The sequence below is a fragment of the Haloarcula amylovorans genome, assembly GCF_004681185.1.
Classification (GTDB): domain Archaea; phylum Halobacteriota; class Halobacteria; order Halobacteriales; family Haloarculaceae; genus Haloarcula; species Haloarcula amylovorans.
Genome location: NZ_SRIF01000010.1, coordinates 32,199 through 53,373, shown reverse-complemented (window position 1 = coordinate 53,373; position 21,175 = coordinate 32,199). Strand labels below are relative to the sequence as shown.

The 21,175-nt window shown below is 58.4% G+C and carries 18 protein-coding genes; 7 read left to right on the top strand and 11 right to left on the bottom strand.

Translation table 11 applies throughout. The annotated features are described in order from the left end of the window. Window positions 1–32: 32 nt before the first annotated feature. Window positions 33–305, bottom strand: a complete 273-nt coding sequence (locus tag E4S61_RS21640) for a hypothetical protein (RefSeq protein WP_135306003.1) — start codon at window positions 303–305, stop codon at window positions 33–35. A 270-nt stretch (window positions 306–575) separates the two neighbouring features. Between E4S61_RS21640 and E4S61_RS21635 the strand changes: the two genes are divergently transcribed. The 4 genes from E4S61_RS21635 (at window position 576) to E4S61_RS21625 (ending at window position 6,036) form a co-directional block, all read left to right on the top strand. Continuing rightward, complete coding sequence (locus E4S61_RS21635; protein WP_135306002.1) at window positions 576–1,073, top strand: hypothetical protein; 498 nt, start codon at window positions 576–578, stop codon at window positions 1,071–1,073. Window positions 1,074–3,037: 1,964 nt separating this feature from the next. Then, window positions 3,038–3,211 carry a hypothetical protein gene (locus tag E4S61_RS25705; RefSeq protein ID WP_167768614.1) on the top strand — a complete coding sequence of 58 codons (174 nt, stop codon included), beginning with the start codon at window positions 3,038–3,040 and terminating at the stop codon, window positions 3,209–3,211. Between the two features lie 444 nt (window positions 3,212–3,655). Next, the gene (locus tag E4S61_RS21630) at window positions 3,656–4,603 is read left to right on the top strand and encodes a D-2-hydroxyacid dehydrogenase (protein WP_135306001.1); all 948 of its coding nucleotides are present in this window, start codon (window positions 3,656–3,658) and stop codon (window positions 4,601–4,603) included. Window positions 4,604–5,073: 470 nt separating this feature from the next. Beyond that, entirely contained in the window at window positions 5,074–6,036 is a 963-nt protein-coding gene (locus E4S61_RS21625) for a transcription initiation factor IIB (RefSeq protein WP_135306000.1), read from the top strand. A 94-nt stretch (window positions 6,037–6,130) separates the two neighbouring features. On the opposite strand, the gene E4S61_RS21620 is transcribed toward E4S61_RS21625, so the two are convergent. From E4S61_RS21620 to E4S61_RS21600, 5 genes are all read right to left on the bottom strand, one after another. After that, window positions 6,131–6,532, bottom strand: a complete 402-nt coding sequence (locus E4S61_RS21620) for a type II toxin-antitoxin system VapC family toxin (RefSeq protein ID WP_135305999.1) — start codon at window positions 6,530–6,532, stop codon at window positions 6,131–6,133. Continuing rightward, window positions 6,529–6,831, bottom strand: coding sequence for an antitoxin VapB family protein (locus E4S61_RS21615; RefSeq protein ID WP_135305998.1), 303 nt, complete (start codon window positions 6,829–6,831; stop codon window positions 6,529–6,531). Before E4S61_RS21615 ends, E4S61_RS21620 begins: the two co-directional genes overlap by 4 nt. Window positions 6,832–6,903: 72 nt before the next feature. Continuing rightward, a complete protein-coding gene (locus E4S61_RS21610; RefSeq protein ID WP_135305997.1) occupies window positions 6,904–7,425 on the bottom strand; it encodes a hypothetical protein in 522 nt (173 codons plus the stop codon). Between the two features lie 1,028 nt (window positions 7,426–8,453). Next, window positions 8,454–8,882, bottom strand: a complete 429-nt coding sequence (locus E4S61_RS21605) for a type II toxin-antitoxin system VapC family toxin (RefSeq protein WP_135305996.1) — start codon at window positions 8,880–8,882, stop codon at window positions 8,454–8,456. Then, complete coding sequence (locus tag E4S61_RS21600; protein ID WP_135305995.1) at window positions 8,882–9,151, bottom strand: AbrB/MazE/SpoVT family DNA-binding domain-containing protein; 270 nt, start codon at window positions 9,149–9,151, stop codon at window positions 8,882–8,884. The genes E4S61_RS21605 and E4S61_RS21600 overlap by 1 nt, the downstream gene beginning before the upstream one ends. Before the next feature lie 814 nt (window positions 9,152–9,965). Between E4S61_RS21600 and E4S61_RS21595 the strand changes: the two genes are divergently transcribed. Continuing rightward, on the top strand, window positions 9,966–10,169 hold the full coding sequence (locus tag E4S61_RS21595; RefSeq protein WP_135305994.1) for a hypothetical protein: 204 nt from the start codon (window positions 9,966–9,968) through the stop codon (window positions 10,167–10,169). Between the two features lie 255 nt (window positions 10,170–10,424). Here the strand turns inward: E4S61_RS21595 and E4S61_RS21590 are convergent, their stop codons facing one another. The 5 genes from E4S61_RS21590 to E4S61_RS21570 form a co-directional block, all read right to left on the bottom strand. Next, window positions 10,425–10,859, bottom strand: a complete 435-nt coding sequence (locus tag E4S61_RS21590; protein WP_135305993.1) for a twin-arginine translocation signal domain-containing protein — start codon at window positions 10,857–10,859, stop codon at window positions 10,425–10,427. 578 nt (window positions 10,860–11,437) lie between these two features. Then, window positions 11,438–15,382 carry a type IV secretion system DNA-binding domain-containing protein gene (locus E4S61_RS21585; RefSeq protein ID WP_135305992.1) on the bottom strand — a complete coding sequence of 1,315 codons (3,945 nt, stop codon included), beginning with the start codon at window positions 15,380–15,382 and terminating at the stop codon, window positions 11,438–11,440. Then, window positions 15,382–18,426: a VirB4 family type IV secretion system protein gene (locus E4S61_RS21580; protein ID WP_135305991.1), complete on the bottom strand. Its 3,045-nt coding sequence runs from the start codon at window positions 18,424–18,426 to the stop codon at window positions 15,382–15,384. Before E4S61_RS21580 ends, E4S61_RS21585 begins: the two co-directional genes overlap by 1 nt. Before the next feature lie 20 nt (window positions 18,427–18,446). Next, window positions 18,447–19,691 (bottom strand): hypothetical protein, encoded by a 1,245-nt coding sequence (locus E4S61_RS21575; RefSeq protein WP_135305990.1) that lies wholly within the window; start codon window positions 19,689–19,691, stop codon window positions 18,447–18,449. A 12-nt stretch (window positions 19,692–19,703) separates the two neighbouring features. After that, window positions 19,704–20,198, bottom strand: coding sequence for a hypothetical protein (locus E4S61_RS21570; RefSeq protein ID WP_135305989.1), 495 nt, complete (start codon window positions 20,196–20,198; stop codon window positions 19,704–19,706). Window positions 20,199–20,347: 149 nt separating this feature from the next. On the opposite strand from E4S61_RS21570, the gene E4S61_RS21565 reads away from it, so the two are divergent. Further along, entirely contained in the window at window positions 20,348–20,587 is a 240-nt protein-coding gene (locus tag E4S61_RS21565; RefSeq protein ID WP_135305988.1) for a hypothetical protein, read from the top strand. Continuing rightward, complete coding sequence (locus E4S61_RS21560) at window positions 20,588–20,779, top strand: hypothetical protein (protein WP_135305987.1); 192 nt, start codon at window positions 20,588–20,590, stop codon at window positions 20,777–20,779. The last annotated feature ends 396 nt before the right edge of the window (window positions 20,780–21,175 follow it).

Sequence of the window (21,175 nt, the reverse complement as noted above, 5' to 3'; positions counted from 1 at the left end):
TGACTACTCGGCGTGATACTGCGTTGACCTATCTAACACACAGCGACAGCAGTGGCGTAGTAGTCTCCTTGGTACTCAACAAAGTACGTTGAGGTCCATGCATCATCTGTTTCGTCAAGCTCAGCATCTCCGTTTTCAAGCGCTTGTGTAAACTCCTGTTTTCGTTTTTCGGAGAGTTGGCTAAATGGAGTAGCACCCTGCCCAGAAGCGTTTACTTCGCTCTCATTAGTTTCATCTACGTAAAGAAGTGGTGGGCAATCCGATCCATTCTGACACCCAGCGATTCCAGAAGTTCCTATAGCCACCGCGGCGAGGAGAGAACGACGGTTCATATACCTGACTTTGTATATCGTACCAAGTGCTTTCGGGGAACTGGCACGATAGATGGGTCACCTGCACTGGCCGGTCTGGATGTACTGATTGCAGCGGAGCAGAACTGAATAAACTACGAAGGTGAGCGTAACAGTGAGTTCAGACCACATTACCCGAAAACATATGCCAATTATCAACAAAATGGTGTCATGACTCGCCCTTGGTCCCGGCGGGCAGTTCTCTGTTCGGCAGGCACAGGAATTGTGCTCCTCAGTGGCTGTACCTCCTTTGAGTCAGAACAATCTACAAACTCAACGACAACGCCAGTATCGGCGACAGAGATTGCCAGCCTTGAGTGCCCTCCATCTGACGATGATGACGAGATAGTGTGTTCCCAGACGGTTGAGGCCGGTGCTGCTTCGGTATACCTCCTTCCAACGCCGACTGTCGGTGACACACCAGACTCGCTTGAACTCACTCTCACGAACGCATCAAGGACCGACCGTACGTTCAACCCGTACTCGTGGTCAATGTGGAGAAAGAGTGCGTCCGGCTGGTCGGAGATCGAACAGAGGAGTTCGGGTAGCGGAAAACTGACAGTCACAGCTGGTGACTCGGAGACATGGACTGTCGACACAGTTATTGGGTATATCAACGAGTCGGCCACGCTCAATTCGGGAGCGTACGCTGCGGCAATTAACGTCCCGAACCCGGATGGTGACGACTGGATAACGTGTCTCGCCGTATTCGGCCTTCGGTGACAACTGTCGAATCACCATTCGTGCTCCCTGTCGACGATTGATAGACGTATACTCTGTACTGACTCCATCGAGTCAAAATCTATCACCTGTTGCGGATTTCAACAAGGCTGCGTTGCCCAGAGGCTCTCCATATCTCGGTCCACAGCTGGGACCTGTCTCGATTGGCTTGATGACTCTGCGCCGAGCCGAGTGACTAGGTGGCTTCCCTTCAGTCACCGCTTCCAGCCTCCCACAATACGCATCAAACAGCCCGTAGCACCTACCCAAACCAACGAGCGTCCCGCCGCGCCGCTACCCGACGCCGGCCAGGCTTACCGCAACAGGCTCCCAAGCTAACCAACCATGCCCACCCGTACCTCGTCACTCCCACTGGTACTCCCGAACAGTCTCGCAAAAGCGAGGCCGACCTGATGACGGCCTCGCCGATACACCTACGGACGCTGAGAGGCTGATGGCGTCGTGAGCCATTTCAGACGGCGAGTAGCGCTCAGCGTCCATCTATTCATTATACGTCAATTGTTGTCAATGTTGGGACTGATTCAGACCCGATACCGGTGCGCACGCGACGAGCCCTCCATTGTGCCGTTGCTCACCATATCGAACCGACGCAGTACCAGCTATACAGCGACGAGGAATGGGGGCCCGACGCCCGCGTACGGAAGGGGGTAGGCAGGGGAATGGTACAAGCCGACGACGGAACGTCGGACCCATCTTATCAGTGGGCGAGACTATGTGATAAAACCCCAGCACTACAGCGTGATAGTCGGCCACGTCACGACTGCAACAGATGTGGATTCCGGGAATAATGGTAATCGCGGTACGGACAGGACCCAACCGGAATCCACAGGTGATTATCGCCAGCACACAATGTAGTGCTTGTGGCCGGCCAGGGAGGCCCGGAACTGTGGCCTACCGACCACGGTCGTGCAGCGACATGAAACGTGGGCCCTGCTGCCCGCGCTCAAGGAGTGGTCCGGAACGGAGCTTCAACGAAGTGACGAGCCCAGGACCCGTCTAGCCAGTGACCGAACCGCCATGTTAAAAATACGCCAAAACAAGCCAGAAATTATTGTACGGCGATTATAGGCCTGTGACGACAGGAGTGGATTCCGGCGGTGGTGATGGTCAAATGGGACGGTAGAGTGCGCCGGAATCCATATCCGACTATCCCTGTGCGACGGATAGTGCTTGTGTCGGGCCTTGCGCTCTCGCTACTACTGGACAATACAGCACCAAGCCACGGCTCACCAGTCTCAAAGTGCGGCCGAGTGAACGGCCACACAGACACACCACTGGCCGCTGGGAGTGCACAGTGGGCCATCCATGACAATGGCTGTGCGCCCAGCTACCAGTTAGACGCTGGACGGTCTGTCTTGTCAATCTTGTTCCGTTCAACCACATAGTGGCGACTGGCAATCGCTACCGACGGCTCCGAGACGTCGACAGCGTGATCCAGAAACGGACTCCGGGGAGTTCGCACAATGGTTCGCCTTGGAGTATGGCAGTCGCCCAAAGGCGATGTGAAGCGTGCAGGTTCAGCTGTATCATGGTCGGGACGACCACGGATACGACGGTACCAAAACGGGACGCCGAACACGATCTCAGTACGGCCGACCGAGAGGCACAGTGATATCGTTTCGCGTAACTTGAACCGGGACATCACAAGCAGTGGACCATGCGTATCGTCCGAACCGCCGGGCGACACACCCGACGGTTCGGGGAGGAGACCCTGCAGGCAAGTTCGTCACTTGGGGGGTGCCAGGGTCCATTCATTATAGTGTCACCGACTGTGAAAAAGATACTGTCAGCGATTCACATAGCTATAGACTGATTCACATATGATGTGTGTGTTCAGTCCCTGCCGCTGCAGAAGTCTACGAGAACCACGGTCGCTGGCACGTCATCGCAGGTGATCGCCTCCCTTCACAGGGGAACTCACCGCTCCCGATGGGTGGTAGTGCTGTATGCCTGCACCCACTATCGGCGAGATCGTCGTAGTGACCGCACTCAACAGCATCCCACGACTACTCGTCTCCGACGTCGACGACACTGTCGAGACGATCACGGATATCCTGCTTGCTAATTGTGCCAACGAGATGCTTTGGGACAGCCGGGGTGGATTCCGGGACCAGATATGATTGTACTGAGGGTCAATCGCGTTCCCCGAAATCCATCTGGGGCTGTTGCACGCCTACAGAATAGCCGTCCGTGCAATGGCGCTCGAGAGGTGGCCCAGCCATGATAGCCACACAGTGTTCCGCTATCGGCGAGATCGGCGGGGTGACCGAACTAGAGGTGCCCTACGACTGCTCGTCACTGGCGTTAACGATACTGAGAAAACGATTCCCAGTATTTCCCTAGCCACTCTTGCCGAGGAGACATTCTGAGCGTTGCTTGGTCGACCATCGGTTGCATCGGGAAAACACGGTGACGCTGTCCGACGAGCCGCAGAACTCGCGACGGTCTGTGTGTCATCCAACAGGCGATAGCATCGGCTCTACTCCTGACAGTGCTATCGTACTGACAACCCCTATATGCGAGTAGCGATATCCTTTTGACCCAGCTTCGAGCAATGGAGCGATGTGACTACCGTTCTCGTCTACCACGACCTACCTATTTCTAAACATCTCATGAACCAGCGGGCAGGGCTGACCGTTCGCGGCGTCGATACGTCCGAGGAAGCACTGCTGGCGCTTCCAGACGCGGATGTGTTCGTCACGAATCCAAGCGGTTGGGAAGACCGATTCCTTGCCGGGCTCGACCGCGGCGACTGGGTGCAGGCAACGAGTTCGGGCTACACGGCGTTCCCCGTCGAAACGTTCCGGGAACGCGGTATTACATTCACAAACGCCACCGGCAACTACGACGCCGCGGTGAGCGAACACGTCTTTGCGCTGGCGTTCGCGCTCTCGCGAGGTCTCCCGACGTTCATCGACAGCCAGCGCGAGCACGATTGGCAACGCGAACACGGTACAGCGCTCACCGACTGGACAGGAAAGACGATGACCATCGTCGGTCTCGGGAGTATTGGGAACACAATCGCAGAGCGCGCCCTCGCATTCGGGATGGACGTCTACGGCACGAAACGGTCCCCCGACGACTACGAGGGTGTCCTCGCGGACGAACGCGTCATCGCGTCGGACGATTGGCGATCGGTACTCCCCGAGACAGACTTGCTCGTTTTGACAGTGCCGCTCACCCCGGACACACGAGGCATGGTTGCCGCCGCCGCGTTCGACGCCCTTCCCGACTCAGCTGTCCTGGTGAACGTTGCCCGTGGCCCGATCGTAGATGAGGCGGCCCTCGTCGATGCACTCGAAGCAGGCGACATTAGTGGTGCGGGCCTCGATGTCTTCGAGACTGAACCTCTTCCTCCCGAGTCACCACTCTGGGAGTTAGAGGACGTCATCATTACGCCCCATGTCGGCGGCCGATCGGCCGTCTTTGTCGAGCGGTTCGCGGATCTGTTCCTCGATAATTACGACCGCCGCCGAGCCGAGAAGTCGCTCCGAAACGCCATCGTAGAATGACTCAACACGCAAAACTATGCCAGGACTTTCCGAATCGAACAATTGATCCAATAACTCTCCCAGCTGTTTGAGCCGGACATTGTTCCGCCGATTCGTGGTCAACCGCTCCGACTCGACAATATGCGGATCAACCCACTTTTGCTAGGGTTCATCGTTAAGGTGGGCCCGCGGCATGTCGAAATCCGGATTGATGCTCTCGGTACAGAACTGCAACATCGCAGTTCCAGTCCGTAATTCGCGTTCGGTAGCGAGTGGCGGAGAATCATAGCCGGACCTCCCGGATGATTCATTATAATCGCTACTTGAATGGTCGCGTACTAATACACAAACATGCGCCTCATAGCTCGAACCGTCCACTCTCGGTACAGTACCACAAGAACTACATGACTTTCGGACGAAGACATTCTTACCGATTGCTGCCGGGGTCTACGGTCGGTTCCACTGCCCGGTGAGCCTCGCCTTCGCAACCAATGAGCGAACGCACACAAACGCAACAGCGAGTCGACGAAGACGAACAGACTGCGGAATCCACCTCCACGGCCTGCCCGGAGTGTTCCGGAACGCTCGTCGTAGACGACGAACACGGCGAGACGGTCTGTGAGGACTGCGGCCTCGTCGTCGAGGAAGATGAGATCGACCGCGGTCCGGAGTGGCGCGCCTTCAACGCCAACGAGAAAGACGAGAAGTCCCGCGTCGGCGCGCCGACGACGAACATGATGCATGACAAGGGCCTCTCGACTAACATCAGCTGGCAGAACAAGGACGCCTACGGTAATTCGCTGTCGGGCAAGCAACGCCAGAAGATGCAGCGCCTGCGCAAGTGGAACGAGCGCTTCCGCACGCGTGACTCCAAAGAGCGGAATCTCAAGCAGGCTTTGGGCGAGATCGACCGCATGGCCTCCGGGCTTGGCCTACCGAAGAACGTCCGCGAGACCGCCAGTGTCATCTACCGCCGCGCCTTGGACGAGAACCTCCTGCCCGGTCGCTCCATCGAGGGCGTCTCGACGGCGTCGGTGTACGCTGCCGCCCGACAGGCTGGCGTCCCGCGCTCACTCGATGAGATCACAGAAGTGTCTCGCGTCGAGAAGAGCGAGATCGCCCGCACGTACCGCTACGTCGTTCGCGAACTCGGACTGGAAATCAAACCCGCCGACCCCGAGAGCTACGTCCCGCGCTTCGCCTCGGATCTCGAACTCTCCGATGAAGCCGAACATCGCGCTCGCCAACTCCTCCAGAACGCCAAGGAACAAGGCGTTCACTCCGGAAAGTCTCCCGTCGGCCTCGCCGCCGCCGCGGTGTACGCCGCCTCGCTGCTGACCAACGAGAAGGTGACACAGATGGCTGTAAGCGAGGTTGCGGACATCTCCGAAGTCACCATCCGCAACCGCTACCACGAACTGCTCGAAGCCGAGCAGGGCCTGACTATCGCGTAACACGTTCTCTCTATTCCCACCGATGTAATCGACGAACGTCGCTAGTGAATTCGAGCCGAAGCCGCAATGGGGTGGCTGACGCGTACCAAGCGTTTCAATACGATTCGACTTTCACACCGTCGAGTACCTCGAAATCAGCCGTATTCTGCGTCACGACAGTCGCCCCAAGTTCTTTCGCGACGGCTGCAATCAGGAGATCACCAGTGAGGGCGTTGATCTTGTCCTGATTCAGCTTGTCATCTTGGCGCAGGCTGGCTTCCATTTTCCCGGCGGCAATGGCATGTTCGAACTGAAAGGGAATGATAGTCGTCCATTCGAACTTCGCACGCAGTTCAGCAGGGCTGAGTTGCCCCTGTATCGCCCGCCCAACCGCGAGTTCCTTCATATTCAGCGTCGTCGTCACGAACTCCTGGTCGTCGTGGGCCGTCAGGTAGTCCGCGACCGACTCTCGGCCAGCCCAATAATGGATGAGAAACGTCGTATCGAGGAGTTTCACTCGTCGTCCCCTTCCCCGCCCGTAGACTCTGTCTCTGTCTCCATCGCATCGGCGAGTTCTTCGAGCGCTTCTTGCTGGCGTGTCGCGAGGCCGCTACTCATGTTAGTGCGAGACTCGGCGGCAATGCGTTCGAGGTCCGCCGCCGCTTCCGATTCGAGCCCCCCAAACCCGTCGCGCCAGTCGCCTGGCGATTCGTCTAACAGCCTGTCCATCAATTCCGTGAAACTCTCACCCTCGCGCTTTCTGGCTTTCAGGCGCTCATAGACGTCGTCCCGAACGCCGATGGTTTTCGTTCCCATGTCTTGTGTTTGTGTACACAAACACAAAACGCTATCTCCGCTCACCAGCGATGCCGACTCGGTACCATCGACTCACTTTCGGTCGACAGTGAAAACGTGGTCGGCGCTCTCTGGCGTATCGTAGGTTACCTCGATGACGTGTGGTTGCCCCTCGGTAACCGTCACGACACACCGGAAGTCGTAGCTCGCGTTCCCACACTCGACGGTCGCCGTCTCGCCATAGGGTGAATACTCTCCAACAACGAGGGTGAGGCGCCCAGCATCGACAGCGTAGCTGACGGACTCCAGCGTCGGTTTGTTACAGCGAGCAGGATCCATGCTCCCGGTCACAGTCACGTGCTGCCCATTGAAGGTCGCATTAACATCCTCCTCGGTCGGGGCGTGACTATCGACGACCCGGAAGGTTGCCGTGACACCGGCGGCAGTCTGCTGGATCGCAGTCGGCGTGTTCTGTGGCTTTGCGGGCGAAGAGGCAGACGTCTGATCAGCACTGCTGGGAGTTGTCGACGGTTCAGTAGATATGTCCGTCTCACTGAGACAGCCAGCGAGCGTGACACCACCAGTGACGGCGGCGAGGAGGGCTCGTCGACGCATACCCGAACCTCACACCAGGTAAATAAACAACTGGGGGTCGCTCCAGTTTCGCTTTGACCCTCTTGCGTGAAGAGACGCTAGCTAACCAACAGTGCGAAGGATATACAGCCCGCTGTTGGTTAGCAGATGCGCAGCCATTCCTACACCGAAACAGCACTTGCACAACGTCAAGAAGGAAACAGGACGTCACTGAATGAGCGGCGGCCACAACCTACGATCAGCAGTGACTCATCTTGATACCCTTCTCGACAACCTCGACACAGCAACCACGGACGACTAACCGACCAACGTCGAGACACCAGACTAGGATCTACTCTGGTCCCGTGATCGATCGGCGAACTACGACGGTGAGGAGAGATGGAGCGTGAATCATGCAGTGAGACACAGACTGCAGTAACCCCATTGAACTTCACCCCTCACTGTGTCATCCCATACCTGGACTGTCCAGACGCCGATCTAATGCATGGCAGTAGCGGATTACTGGTCGCAGCCTCACTGCGTCGCTTTCGCTTGCTGACCGACCGCAAACAGCCTCGTCCTATAACAATTCAGAGAAGTACAGCGATTACAATCCTCACAACAAAACAAGCCAATCCTGAGGCTGGATAACAGAGCGCTCCGGCAGTAAATCGGCCGTCTTAGCGGTTTTCGGCCGTCAATCCTAAGGTTGGAATAGTAACACGAACTTCGAAACCTAAGGTTGGAATCGTAACAAATCCATAATTAGCATACCTAAGTGCAATATTCACCAGTTTAAGACGCTCTAAGGCTGCATCCACGAATCCAAGACCCACGACGAAATCCTGAGGCTGGATGTTACGGCCGCAATCCAGCCCTATACCGCGCTTCGGAATTTTGTGACCGTTATATCGGTCTCCGCACCTCCAAAATCGTCCAAAGGAAGGGTGGGGTACGAGGGACGAAATCACTGTGTTCCACAGGCCGACTACAGTCACAGCAAAGCTAACGCGACTAGCAAAAATATCAGATTAGGAGAATAACGAGAACGGGACACGCTACCAGCGACCTCAACTAAACGGATTCGCCGGCGTCGCCAGCCGAGTGATGTCCTCGATCACATCAAAGTCGTTGTCGAACGAGTACAGATATTCGATCTCTTCTCGGTGCATGTACGCAACGATAGTCGCATCCCCGAAGGAGAGCCCATCATATGTTTCGAACAGCGAAACCGCACTGGTGAAATCTTTCTGTGCTGCCTGAAGCACCTCGAACCCAGCGGACTGATTCAACCGTCGATACGCCTCGACAGCCGTGTCGTGACGCTTTCTACTATGAATCCAGTTTAGCGTTTCCAAGAGAATATAGTTCGTCACTCGACCCGTCGGCAACTCGCCGTGATCCATGCCACGGACGATTTCCATCGCGACGTCGTGATGCTGGTCCTCGGTATCTGCCATCCCGATGAGAACACCCGTATCGACGACCGCAACTGCCATCACTTGGACTCCGAGAAAGCGGCATCGTCCTCATACCCGCCGAGATCGTGTGTCTCCGATCCATCGCCGCCCATCGGAACTGGCTCAAAATCGTCGAACGCACCGTAATTTTGCTTGACGACCTCCACCGAGAGGTTCCCCTCGTCGTCGGCATCCCAGCGAAGTTTGTCGCCCGGTTCGATGTCGAGACGCCGGCGAAGCGACGCCGGAATCGTCACCATCCCACGGTCGCTGACCTTTGTTTCCTCGGGTGCGTCGTCGGCTGCCATACTCGGTTGTACAGGCTCACTGCTGTTACATGTTGCGCCACTTGTGGGCGACAATGACTGGAACTGAACCGCGATCGAACTCGCGATTGTCTCGTTACGGCCCTCTTCAGAGGGATGCCGAGGCGACTTGATCAAAGCTCTACTGCTACTGATGTCCCAACTAGAGTTCGTCGACGTCATCAAGACTACCGTCAAGAGTGCCGACCGGCGGCTGTCACACCTGCCGACTTAGCGAACAACGCCGTCGCCGTGCCCGACCTACCAACATCGGTTCGCTATCCAACGTTGGACCATGACACACGCGGCCGACGTCAAAGCGATCGTCACCGGCAGCATCGACGGACTCGGAGACAGGACGGACACCCGAGGTCGTCACGACAGTCAGACACCCTAGCCGGGACGAGACGATGGACACCCCACCCGGTCCACCCGGTCAACTGTTGGCATCGACAAAGAGAGCGAGACGTCAATCGCCGACAGTCCTACCGAAGGAGGGACACCCACTAGACTCGCCGGTCATGGACTGACGACACTACTCGGTTGGCGTTCTCGGGCCCTCCATAGCGGCTGTTCCAACCAAACGTCCCACCGAACAGATAGCGCAGGGACACCTCGTGACCCTACTCGAAGGTCGAAGAGTATCTCGATGGACGTCGACGACTTTCCGTGGAAGAACAGGGGTTGCCACGCCGTTGGGTTGTCAGTAGTTTCCTCGAGAAACTGTCGAATGACCCGTTAGAGAGAACAGGAGAGTAATCGATCTAAATCATGGTAAAAGAGTAAAATAAATTGATGACTAATGCTAGCTACTGTGGTGCAAGACACAAGTGGGATCGTAGGCCTCCTGTTAGTAATCGCGGGAGCATATATTGCTTTCAAGGTTGGTATTCCACTAATTAGAGCGTTTCTCGACGGTGATTTTTCTGACTGGATTGCAATCCCACTATTGATTGTAGGACTCATGAGTGTCGTTGCTGGCCTATTCTTTGTCTTCTCGCTTGTAGGGCTGATATTCTAACAGGAACCCAAATCAACACATCTCGTTTGAAGCTATCTGTAGAACCACTGTATTGGTTGATCTTAGTTCAGAAAACCGGTTTGAGAGTGCTGCCGTCTCTGAGAAGGAAATACTCGTACAGCGAGGAAAAAGCATGTTAGTCGTTTTCCTCGGTATGATAGCACTTTTCGCTGGCTGTATCGTTTACCGCCAATCGTCGCTACGCTGTCGCTACTGCGTCTGCAGGTGCTGAGTTCCTGTACCCAGAGAGAACCTCTATGACTGCTCGTGTTGCAGTCCTTCGGACGAAATTACGATAGTATGTTGTTCTGCCAATTCTCCCTTCGCTGTAATTGTGACCTCTGTTCCAATCGCCCCTCTATCTTCTACCCAGACATCAAACCGATACTGTCCCGGTTCGTCAATGAATATGTTTGGCTGGAGTTGCTCGCCGGGAGTTACCCGATAGAGGGTCTGAAATCGAACATCTTGACGCCACTCCGGAGGGGCTGAGCCAGACTCGAGCGCGACTTGTGGATCGTATGTTCCGATGGATATCGAGATCGTCCGTTGTTCGTTGGGTTCCGCATCACCATCGAATTTGATGGTGACACCGCCTGGTGACTGAAACGCACCAACGCTACCACAGCCAGCCAGAACCGACATCCCACCAAGGGCTCCGAGGTGTTTCAGCGCTTTTCTTCGGTTCATGATGTTTAGATAGATAGGGTGATCACATATACCCTTTCAGGAGGGCCGTTTCTGGACGGATACAGCCTCGCTATCTCACGCTCTGATTCTGAGATATTCTGGCAGGGTACTACCCGGCGTGCTACTGCGTTGATCTATACTGTGCAAACCACATCCCGTTCGAAGCTCGCGTCATCTCGGTGTCAACGTCGCTGTCGAGGTGATTGTCTCAATGGCCGTTGCCGGGCTATCGCCACACCCCGGTATCGAGATGTATCGAGTATGTTGGGTGTCCAAGGTGTCCCGTCTCGCTTGGGTGTCCTCAGTGTGTTACACCATGGTTGGGTGTCCCCCTATCATCGCACTGATTCAGTTCCGGGTAGAATGGGGACATAGAGGGTCGAAGCGATTTTGCTTCGGAACAGAACATAATCGCAAGACTGCACGGCTTCGAGGTGCTTCGAAGTAGGGTTCGAAGTAGGCTTCGAGGTAGGTTTTCAGAGGGTGGGTAGAATCCTACTTCGAAGGGCTACTTCGAAAGTGGATTAGCCAGAATTGGGCCCAAGTCAAGAAAGGCAAACTGGGACCATGAACTATATCTACGCGACCTGATATTCCGTCCCGGCGTGCTGGCGATAGTTACCCTCGACGAGCGCACCAGCATCGGTCAGTTCATCGATGCGCTTCGAGATCGTCCGCCGGGAAACGTCAAGACATTCTCGGCCATCGGCAGCCGCCAGATCGACGGCTTCGGAGACGGTGACTGCCTCGTCGTGGGCGAGGAGGCAGTCGTACAGGGCACGAGCACCCTCGGAGACATCGAGGTCCTTGGGGTCGGGGTGGTCGCCCTCGATGGCTGTCGCTCGGTTCCTGTTTAGAGATATCAGTTCACCGTCCGCTCGGAGTGCGAGGTTGGTTACTAGCTCGTCGGGATCGAGCACGACAAGGTTCCAGTCATCGCGGTCGGGCCTCTCACCATTGAATAGTCGCTCGGGAATCACGGGTTGCTTGACTGGCCGCCATTCTTCGGAATCGTCAACGTCGCCCTCGATTTCGGGATACGCCTCGGCGTCTTCGTAGATAGCATCACTATCGTCGAAGGTCGCTAGCTCACGGCCCTCACTATCCGAAAGGATGTACGCCTCTCGGTCGGCGTCGAACCGCCACACACTGTTGTGTGCGTCTGCTGGCCGGAGCATACGGTCACCGTCGATACGGAGATCACGTCGATTGTAGAACCGGCGGTCACCCTTGGGGTCACCGGCGGCCAGCAGCGGCGGATCCGAGAGCGCGCCCTCGACACGGCGAGCGGCGTCGGGCCGCGCGACGAATAGACACCGCTCGCCACGATCGACGGCCTGTGCGAGGTTCCTAATTGTCTGACCCGGCTTGGTGCTCGTCTCACACTCGGCCTCAACACTGACTGTCTCACCGCCCGTCAGCTGGTCGAGTGTCGGGTAGTCCTCGGCGAAGTTCTCAGCCACCACGCGCGTCTCAGCCAATGATAGCGCCTCCACGTCGACATCACGCATGGGTTCAGGAGTAGCGCGGGCATCGGGGAGGTCGCCATTACCATCCTGCTGCACGATATCGACGCAGAGTCCAAGACGGGTCAGCGGTTCGTAGCTGTCTCGAAGCAGCTGCCGGTGTTCGAGGCCGCCAGCATTCTCGTCGTCGCCACTGGCGAACACCTCGCTCTGACCGCGATCTGTCGTTCGGAGATGCGTCTCGCCATCGCGATGATCCCGGTCGAGAAGATCCTCGGGGACTCGCTCGACGATGTCCCACACGTCGGCGATACCGTCACCCCTGGCGTCAAGATAGTCTCGTATCCGGGCCTCGGCGTCACCCTTCGGAACGAACCCGCCAGTCTCGACGCCGTTGGCATGGATGCTCTCGTCGAACACGGCTTTCAGTACGGCTTGCTCGGCGGTCTGGTCGTCGCGACGGATGTCGCTATCGTCGGTTTCGACATCGCCTCCCTCGCTGTAGAAATGGCTCGCCTGGCGCTGTTGGGCGGGCGACTCGGCTTCCTCACCATACTGCTCGACGCTCTCGCGCTTGAGCTGGGTCAGTTCATCATCGGACAATCCAGCCTCACCGGATGCCCGCTCTCGTGTCTCACCAATCGGCGGGAAGGCATCAACCTTGTAGGAGTGGGTTAGTTCGTCATCGGCGTCGTGGGTCCGCATGTAGAACCGATACTTTGAGAGGTTCGTCAGATCCGCTTGCTCAACGTCGCGAGAGTGCTGACCAGCAATCAGACGGGCATCGTCGCGCCCGCCAGGATTGAACGAGATGAACGTCTCACACTGGTTCTCGATGGCTTTCTGCACTCGTTCGGGAAGCTGGTTCGAGGGGTTCTGACAGGACAGCGTGAGGCAGAACTCGAAGGCCCGCGCTTCTGAGAGGATACTCGCGATATCAGTCCGTTCGGAGACGATACTGTCGAACTCATCACAGATCACGTAGAACGGTGGCGCGTCGGTGTTCTCCCGGACAGCAACCCATGCACGACGAATAAGCGCCGTCGCGAACAGTCGCTTCTCGGTCTCTCCGGAGGAAGGCGCGTTTCGAACGACGACGACCTTTCCCTCGCGAACGACGTCGCGGATGCTGACCGTCGACTCTCTCGCCGCGATCAAGTCCCGAATCGCGTCGTTCTGGATCCACTGGTCGAGCCGGCCAGCTAGTGGTTCGAGGTCGGCGTCGTCGAAGCCCTCGATGCGTTCAGCGGTGCGCTTGATGAACTGGAGTCGTTCACGATCCATCCACTCGGTGAATCGCTCACGGTTCTCTTCGGCGGTACACAGTGCTGCGAGGTCGAGCAGCGTGCAGGTCTTCCCCGATTTCGCCATCCCGCGGATGAACGTCCGGACGACGCGGTCCATCCGAGCGCCCCAGTAGTTATCCTGACCACCAGCGAGTGCAACCATACTCGCGAGATCATCACACAGTGCCTCGACAGTCGAGGCGAACTGTCGACTATCAGGGTCGGCGTCGCTGGGGACTTCGAGGAAGTTGAACCGAACCTGCTTCTCGAACTCGTCGGTGAGATCGACAAAGACGAAATCCTCGCGGTCGCGGTCGTCGGGCCACTCCCGAACGAACTCATCAGCATCTTTCCCCTTTGGGTCGAAAATCAGCGCGCCATGCCCCCGCTGCATGACCTGGCTAGCGAAGTTGACCAACCACGTTGTCTTTCCTTTCCCGGTCCCGCCGCCGACGAACTGGTGCGTCTCGAGGGTTTCTGGCGTCACACCAGCTTCGACGCCGTGCCGACTCCCGAACCCGTACCAGTAGGGATCGCGCACTGACGATTCGTCGAGCATCGCGACCTGCTGGACGTCATCGTCGGCTCCGGCGACGTCGTGAGCCTGAAAGTCGAAACGCGGCGTTCCCGGCGGAATCCCCTCACCCGGTCGGGACATCGACCAGCGCATCTTGTTCGTAGCAACGTGATCAGCCTCAGGAACGTTCAACAGTCCCGACACCTCCCGTTGAGCCTTGACAATACCGTGGTCGGCCCACTCTCGTTCGGCTGCTTTCTCGACGACGTTGCGCAGTTCGCGGCCGTCAAGCGGGTCGGGAACGAACGTTTGCTCGGCGTTGTTCTCGTAGAAGTTCCGGAACATGCCCGCCGTCGAGGAGGCCCGAGAGATTGCAACGTCGGGGTCGTCGGAAATCGCGAACACGCGAAGGCACAGCCGCCATCCTTTCTGGCCTTGCTGTTCTTCGAGGAGTTTTGCTACTTGCTTCTCAACTTTCGAGGGCGGGTATTCGATTGTTTCTCGCGTGAACAGCCGCCACTGTTTCTCGAACGTCGGCTCTCGGAGGTTCATCGCCAGCGATTTGATACTCGGATCGCCCCGGACTCGCTCGTCGCTATCGTCGAGGACGCCGTGACCATTCTCGATACCATCTGTCCAGTCTCGCTGGGCGGGCTTGAACTGGATTTGCACGACGACGTCGGCATCAGTCGCGTCCTCGGCTTGCTGACCGACCATCTCTTCGAGGATACTCCCCATTGGGTCGGTCGTGAACCCCGGCAAATCCACGTTCTTGATCGGGTACAGCGTATAGCGTCGGAGCTGCAATCGCGCCCCGGCGATATGCCGCCCCTCAACGCCACTTCCGGAGAGTAACTCCGAGGAGGTTCGTGAGAGTTGTGAATCGGGATACTGCGAGGTCAGTTGTCGTTCGAGAGAGCCATCCGTTCGGTCGTCGCCGGCAACGTAGCGAAGCGACAGCACGCGGTCGCCACCGTCGTCGGGTCGCGTATAGCGGACTTCGAACGAGTGGGCGGGACTGATATTCTCGTCGCCACCACGGAGGAGGCCCGACGATGTTTCGACACTGTGTAACGACTCCAGGACGCTATCCATCGCTTCAATCCCGCCGTTGTCGCGGTTTGGTCGCACCGAGATCGCGTCGCGTTCGCCCGGCGAAGTCAACGCCTCGGCGAGGTCAGCGTCAACCTGCGTAGTTTCGTACCCCGATGTCTCCGTGTCGGTCGTTGAAGCGAAGCGGTCGAGAAGTCCCATTACTCTCGCCCCCCGTTCTCACCGGTCGCGTCAGCAGGCTGTGAGGTGCCACTCTCGCCGTTCGAGGGAATAGCCGTTCCGTCGGTCATGTGTTCGACAAAGTCCTCTCTTGCCGTGCCGTGACCGCCTGCCTCGCGCCGAGAGTAAGTGAGCACTCGATCTTCCAGCGGCGTCGCCTCGACGTAGCACGGGATCCAGCCCTCGATGTCCTCGGCGTCAATGAGACACTCGGAGTAGCCTCGACCCTCTTTCCCACGAACAGCTATGTCCTGCACGAACTCCCGCTGGGCACTGTTGAGCCCGAACTGTGCGAGGACGTCCTCGTCGACTCGCGGCGTCCGGAAGAAGTGCACCGTCGAACACTGGGCGCGGATTGTATCCCGAGCATCTGTTTCACCGTCCCCTGAGACGAAGTCCTTTGGTGACTGACTGAGGAACCACAGTGAAGCGTCATACCGAGCGAACTCCCGAGCAGCCTTCTGCAACCAATCAGCCGTGCGGTCAGCGTCGAGAAGCACGTGGGCCTCGTCGAACATACAGACGACCTCGCCATCGGTTTGCTTGATTTTCTCCCGCACTTGCGAGAGCATCAACTGGAGGTTCGCCGATTTCTCAGCGTCATTACTGCCACCGACAGCGTGCAAGTCGAGGTAGGCCATGTCGACGTCCTCGTCGAGCAGTCCTAGTTCATCAGCTCCGAGCAGACTCTCGTACTTCCCGCCCTCCTGGAACGAGCGGAGTTTCGTCAGGAGTTCGCCGACCTGTTCGAGGTGCGTCTCACCTTCGTGACCCTCACCGTCGGCCATCGTATACTCCTCAGGGTTCGAGGTCATGTCCGTCAACGTCTCGAGGAGGTCCGAGAGATTCGGGTTCCCGGCGTCAAATGTCTCGGGCTGGCCCGGCTCGATACCCGCGTTTGTGAGTGTCCGTTCGGCTGCCTGAGCCAGTAGCGGCGCGTATTCCCCAGCATCAGTGACATCATCGGCCCGAAGCAAGCCGACGAGAAAGCCGACCGTCTCCTCGACAGTCATACGGAACTCGTCAGCGCCCTCGGCGCGGTGATCCGGCGAGGGTTCGATGCGAAGCGGGTTGACTGACTGATTCCCGTCGACGACGATGTGCTCGCCATCGCAGAGTTGGGTCAGCCCGTCGAACCCGCGTTGGGTATCACAAACAATGAGCGTCCGATCATCGCGTTCGAGATACCATCGGAGCGCTGCCTTCGACGCCGAGTAGGTCTTACCCGATCGTGTCTGTCCAATCGTCAGCATGTGCGGCCCGCCACCGCGCTCAAACGGCGAGAGGCGAAGGTGGGATCCGTTCTCCTCGTTGCGGCCCCAATCCATACCCGTCGCTTCGCGCCGGTCGAGAGCTGCGAAGGGAAACATTGACCCGATGACTGCGCCCGGGACGAGACGGTCTTTTTCGGCTGGCGTCTCGGCATCCCACCGATCACCCGTCAACGGCGAGGCTGCGCGGAAGGCACACTCTTGGGCAGCACCGGGAATAACGGGCGTCGTGTTCGCCGGTGCGCCGGTTAGTGTGTCGCGTACCGTTTCGCGAGCGGTCTGCAGGGCCCGCCGCTTTGCTCCCTCGACGTCGTCGAACGTCGCGAGTTCCTCGGTCGCGGCGTCAAGCGCATCCTGGTCATCGGCCCGGACTACGACGTAGGTCGAGAGCCGCCACGGTTGAGAGGGAGTCTGGCGGAACAGTTCGCGTAGCTTCCGTGTTGCCTCTCCAGCAGTCTCGGTGTCCATCGCCGTAATGTCCCGTTCTTCGGCGCGTTCTTCACCTTCGGAGCCGATATCAGCGGCCTTCGCCCCCGCCTCGTGGACGCCGTCGTTGAGCGGGACTGGATTGACGTTGACTGTCACGTCAAAGTCGACACCGCGAAGCGTACAGAGGTCTTTGAGCCACAGACTCGCCGTCTCTGTGGGATATTCAGCCAACCAGAGAGCCGTCGCGTATTGATCGCCAACTTCCACCCATCCATTTCGTGGATCCCACGTCTCGGGTTCGACGACGCGGGCAAGACGATCGGTGAGGTCCTCGCTGTACTCGCCGTCCCGACCGTCACCAACGAGGTCTTCGACCAGCTCGTCTGGAAGATCATCATCGCGTCCCCAATACTCACGCGCTACGGTCAGCGACTCGTGAGGCGTCGGGTTGCGAGCCTCTAAGCCAGTGACGCTCCCGATAGCGGCCTGGACAGTCTCGACGCGATCAGCGAGCGTCGCCTCAACTGCGCTGTCAGAGACCGCATCGGCGTCGGCCAGTGGATTCAGTATGTCGATGAACGACGGCTCATCGGCGCTCATCACTGCGCTCGCATCGGCCTCGACGACAACGTAATGCCGCCAGTCGCGGGCCTCCCAATTCGGTGCGTCGGCCTCGGTCAACCAGTCGGCGACATCAAGCAGCACCGACTGTTGTAGCTCATTGGTCTCTGGATTGAGGGCACGTTGTTCGTAGCGCTCGGCGATCTCGTCAACATTGGTCTCTCGCGTCGTCGAATAGAACCGAAACGGCATGTCGGTCAGCTGTTCGTCGATTGCTGAGGATAGCGACGCCGCGAGCCTGTGCCGTTGGTCGGCATCGAGCATCGCCGTGTTCCGCGGTTCGACCGGCACCGGCGCGACATACCTGCCGTCGTCCATTTCGAGGAAACCACGCTCGGTGACGCCACAAACGCCCGTCACGTCCGCGAGAACATCATCGGGACTGTCGAGGTACTGCCGGCGGAGGTGCGACGACCACGCTGAGACGCGGCCACGCGGCGACGTGTAAGCACGGTCAGAGACTCGGAGGTAGGTTCCGGTGAGACCTAGCCCAAGGCCGCCAACGAGGCCGCCGATAGTAAGTATCGGCGACGACGTCGCTACGCCGACGCCACTCCCAAGGAGTGAGGCCGTCGCTGGTGCGTAGACCTTCATGTCGCTCCAGGTGTAGCCGCCGAGTAGTTCTGGGTCAGTATCCACACGCGGCGGGACTAGCTGACCGGGATCTTTGCGTGTCTGTTTCGTCGTCTGAGAGTTGTTACTCATGGGTTTCTGAAAGTGAAGGGTTAATATCGCCCATTGAGGGCTTCGATACGTCGCTTCCTGCTTGTGTTCGGAGTGCTATTCGACGAGTTCTCGCTGTCAGGCGACGACAGCGAGGACGCCTGTCTAGCGCCGGGTTCCGGCGAGGGCGTGTAGTCGTCAGGGACTGTCCGCGCTGCGCTAGCTTCGCTGCTGCCTCTCGACCATGTCGGTGATGGAACCGACGACGGAGCGGCCGTTGTGGCCCGGGACCGGGCTGACAAGGCGTAGTTACTGGCTGTTCCTGCCGCGCCACCAGCCCTGTCTCTCGCAACCGAAGCCGATGACTCAGCAACCTTGACACCCGGCGTCCCGAGGACCGTCATCACTTCGGGCACGAAGTTGCGGCCGATGACGACTGGAACGCCGACGAAGGCTACACCGAGGCCGACCGCCGATCCCAGTAGCGAGAGCACAGCGTCACCGACGCCGCCGGATAGTGACCACTCGCTATGAAAGACGAAGAAGGCGATACAGGCTTGCACGACCTTCGCGCCGGCGACGCCGACATACATCGAGAGACCGATGCCCGACGCAGCGTTCGCAAACCCGGAGTCCGACGGTCGGAGGCCCCACCAGATCGGCCACCCGGCGACGGCCGCGATAAGCACAACGTGCTCGACGAACACAACGACGACCGCCGTCGCGACGAGAGTGGACTGGGTTAGCAGCAGCCCCGCACCCACGAGGATGCCGAGGCCGAGCTTCCCGATATTCCCTGGTGTCGACAACAGCGCTGAAGCATCCGGAGCCAGCGCCATCGCGATAGAATCAGCGAGGTGCAGGCCGCCGATCGCGACCGGCCAGCCGGCGAGGATGAGGACACCACATTTTCCGATTTCGCCGAGCTTTGCTTTCGTTTCTCGTCCCGAGAGAGTCCCTTGGACGCGCATAGCCTGAAAGACGAGCAGTGCGAGAGCCAGCGGGACGAGCGTCCAGTACAGTGCCCACGCGCCCGACCAGAGGCCGGCTTCCGGTGGGCCCCACGACGCGACCTTGCCAGCACGTCCTGGGAGGCGGATGCCGAAGACGAATCCGTTGAACGTCTCTAGAAGAGTCGTCACGCCGCTGACGACCGAGTCGACCGCCCACTTGACGAGCGACTTCACCGCCGCTATCGGTGACGGGAACACTCCGCCACCGGCGTCTCCGGCCGTTCCATTCGTCGCGTTCGACGGCGACGGTGGCGGCGTCTCTGCCGGCGTTTGGACGGAAGAATTGTCGGACACGGGCGGGCTCTGTTAGAATGGAAGCGCAGTGACGCCGGTCATGAGGACGCTCCATTGACTTGGCGACATACAGGAGACCGTCGAAATCCCCAGCACCTCGAAGACGCCCGCGGCGACAGCCGGAATGAACGCCGCCGAGAACGTCTTCGCTGAGCCGGCCATGGCCTCCTTGCCCTCACGGGCCGACTGCTGTTTCGTCGAGCCCATTTTGTCCATCGCGGTCATGGCCTTTGCGACGCCTTTCAGCACGAAGTACAGGGAACCGGCGATGAATCCAAACCCGACGAGTTGCCCGACGCCGGAGCCACACATCGCGCTGCCCACTTCACTGACACTCTGTGCAGCCGCCACGCCCGACGTTGTCGCCGTGACACCCAGCAGGATCGCGATTGAACGCACCTGCTGGACGGACAGCTGATCGAGAATGCTTCGTTCGACCGCGTTGAGACGGTCGACGAACTGCGCTGCCGTGTCCCCGAGATCGTCGGGGAGCGATAGCTCGAACATGGACGAGAGAGGGGGCGTACGTCATCAGTGTTCTAGCACCTCTTACGCCTAGTCTAGACAACACACTCACTAGCAATAAAAGTTTGGTCCAAAAGATACCAAGTTAGTCCAAACTACTATGAGCGTTCAAATTGAATAGTATCTTATCAATGACGGCGAGATACGACGGCATACGACCACACTATTACATCGACTACGCGCTGCATGGGGCAATCAAGGACGTCGCTGATCGGCGGGAGATCGAAGTCTACGAGGCATACGACCTGGCCGCTCGCTTCCTCATTGCCCTCGATGGCAGTACCGGATACAAGCCCCGTCCAGACGATGATGGGCTCGCCGCCGTGTATGACAATCTTCGTGGTAAACGAGCAAACAGGGGTGAGGGCTGAATGTCTGCTGCCGACGTCGTTGAACTCGCGGCCCGAAGGGTCGTTGGATTTCTGGTCTATGTGGTTGTTGCCCTCGTCGCTATTTCAATTCCACTTGTGGCGTTTGAATCACCAGTCAGCCAGGCCGCTGGTCTGTTAGTGGCGATATACGTCGCCCGGTGGATCGGTCGCCGTCTCGTCGGTCTTGACTGAGCGACCCGTGCTCTTTTCACGTATGCCGTCTCACCTAGCGATGGTCCGCGTTGCCTACTTACGAGAGAGGGGGCGCAGACCACTACGCCCCGTGTTCTAGCGCGGGGCGGTCCTTTCACTCTTAGCGATGACGTCGCACAGTTGGTGGGACGCAGTCCAGGGCGAGATCGATATGACTGCCCTGTCGTTAGCAGTTGGTCACTCTCGGCGTCAATTGTACTGCTTGGCAACGAATCGATGTCTCTGCTTAGGCGTGAGGCAGACAGATAGCCGAAAGACACCGGGTTTCCGGTGAACGACATCGTGGGGCTGGCGGCCAGGAGCATACGTCGGGAGGCTGGTGTGTGAGCGGCGTGGGACTGACAGACTGGCTGGGTATGGTTTTCCCCGTGTTAT

Bases quoted from the DNA above. Each gene is read 5' to 3' on its own strand.
- E4S61_RS21580 (WP_135305991.1), bottom strand. From the start codon at position 18,426: ATGAGTAACAACTCTCAGACGACGAAACAGACACGCAAAGATCCCGGT.
- E4S61_RS25705 (WP_167768614.1), top strand. From the start codon at position 3,038: ATGCCTGCACCCACTATCGGCGAGATCGTCGTAGTGACCGCACTCAAC.
- E4S61_RS21625 (WP_135306000.1), top strand. From the start codon at position 5,074: ATGAGCGAACGCACACAAACGCAACAGCGAGTCGACGAAGACGAACAG.
- E4S61_RS21565 (WP_135305988.1), top strand. From the start codon at position 20,348: ATGACGGCGAGATACGACGGCATACGACCACACTATTACATCGACTAC.
- E4S61_RS21560 (WP_135305987.1), top strand. From the start codon at position 20,588: ATGTCTGCTGCCGACGTCGTTGAACTCGCGGCCCGAAGGGTCGTTGGA.
- E4S61_RS21615 (WP_135305998.1), bottom strand. From the start codon at position 6,831: ATGGGAACGAAAACCATCGGCGTTCGGGACGACGTCTATGAGCGCCTG.
- E4S61_RS21610 (WP_135305997.1), bottom strand. From the start codon at position 7,425: ATGCGTCGACGAGCCCTCCTCGCCGCCGTCACTGGTGGTGTCACGCTC.
- E4S61_RS21600 (WP_135305995.1), bottom strand. From the start codon at position 9,151: ATGGCAGCCGACGACGCACCCGAGGAAACAAAGGTCAGCGACCGTGGG.
- E4S61_RS21585 (WP_135305992.1), bottom strand. From the start codon at position 15,382: ATGGGACTTCTCGACCGCTTCGCTTCAACGACCGACACGGAGACATCG.
- E4S61_RS21570 (WP_135305989.1), bottom strand. From the start codon at position 20,198: ATGTTCGAGCTATCGCTCCCCGACGATCTCGGGGACACGGCAGCGCAG.
- E4S61_RS21605 (WP_135305996.1), bottom strand. From the start codon at position 8,882: ATGGCAGTTGCGGTCGTCGATACGGGTGTTCTCATCGGGATGGCAGAT.
- E4S61_RS21590 (WP_135305993.1), bottom strand. From the start codon at position 10,859: ATGAACCGAAGAAAAGCGCTGAAACACCTCGGAGCCCTTGGTGGGATG.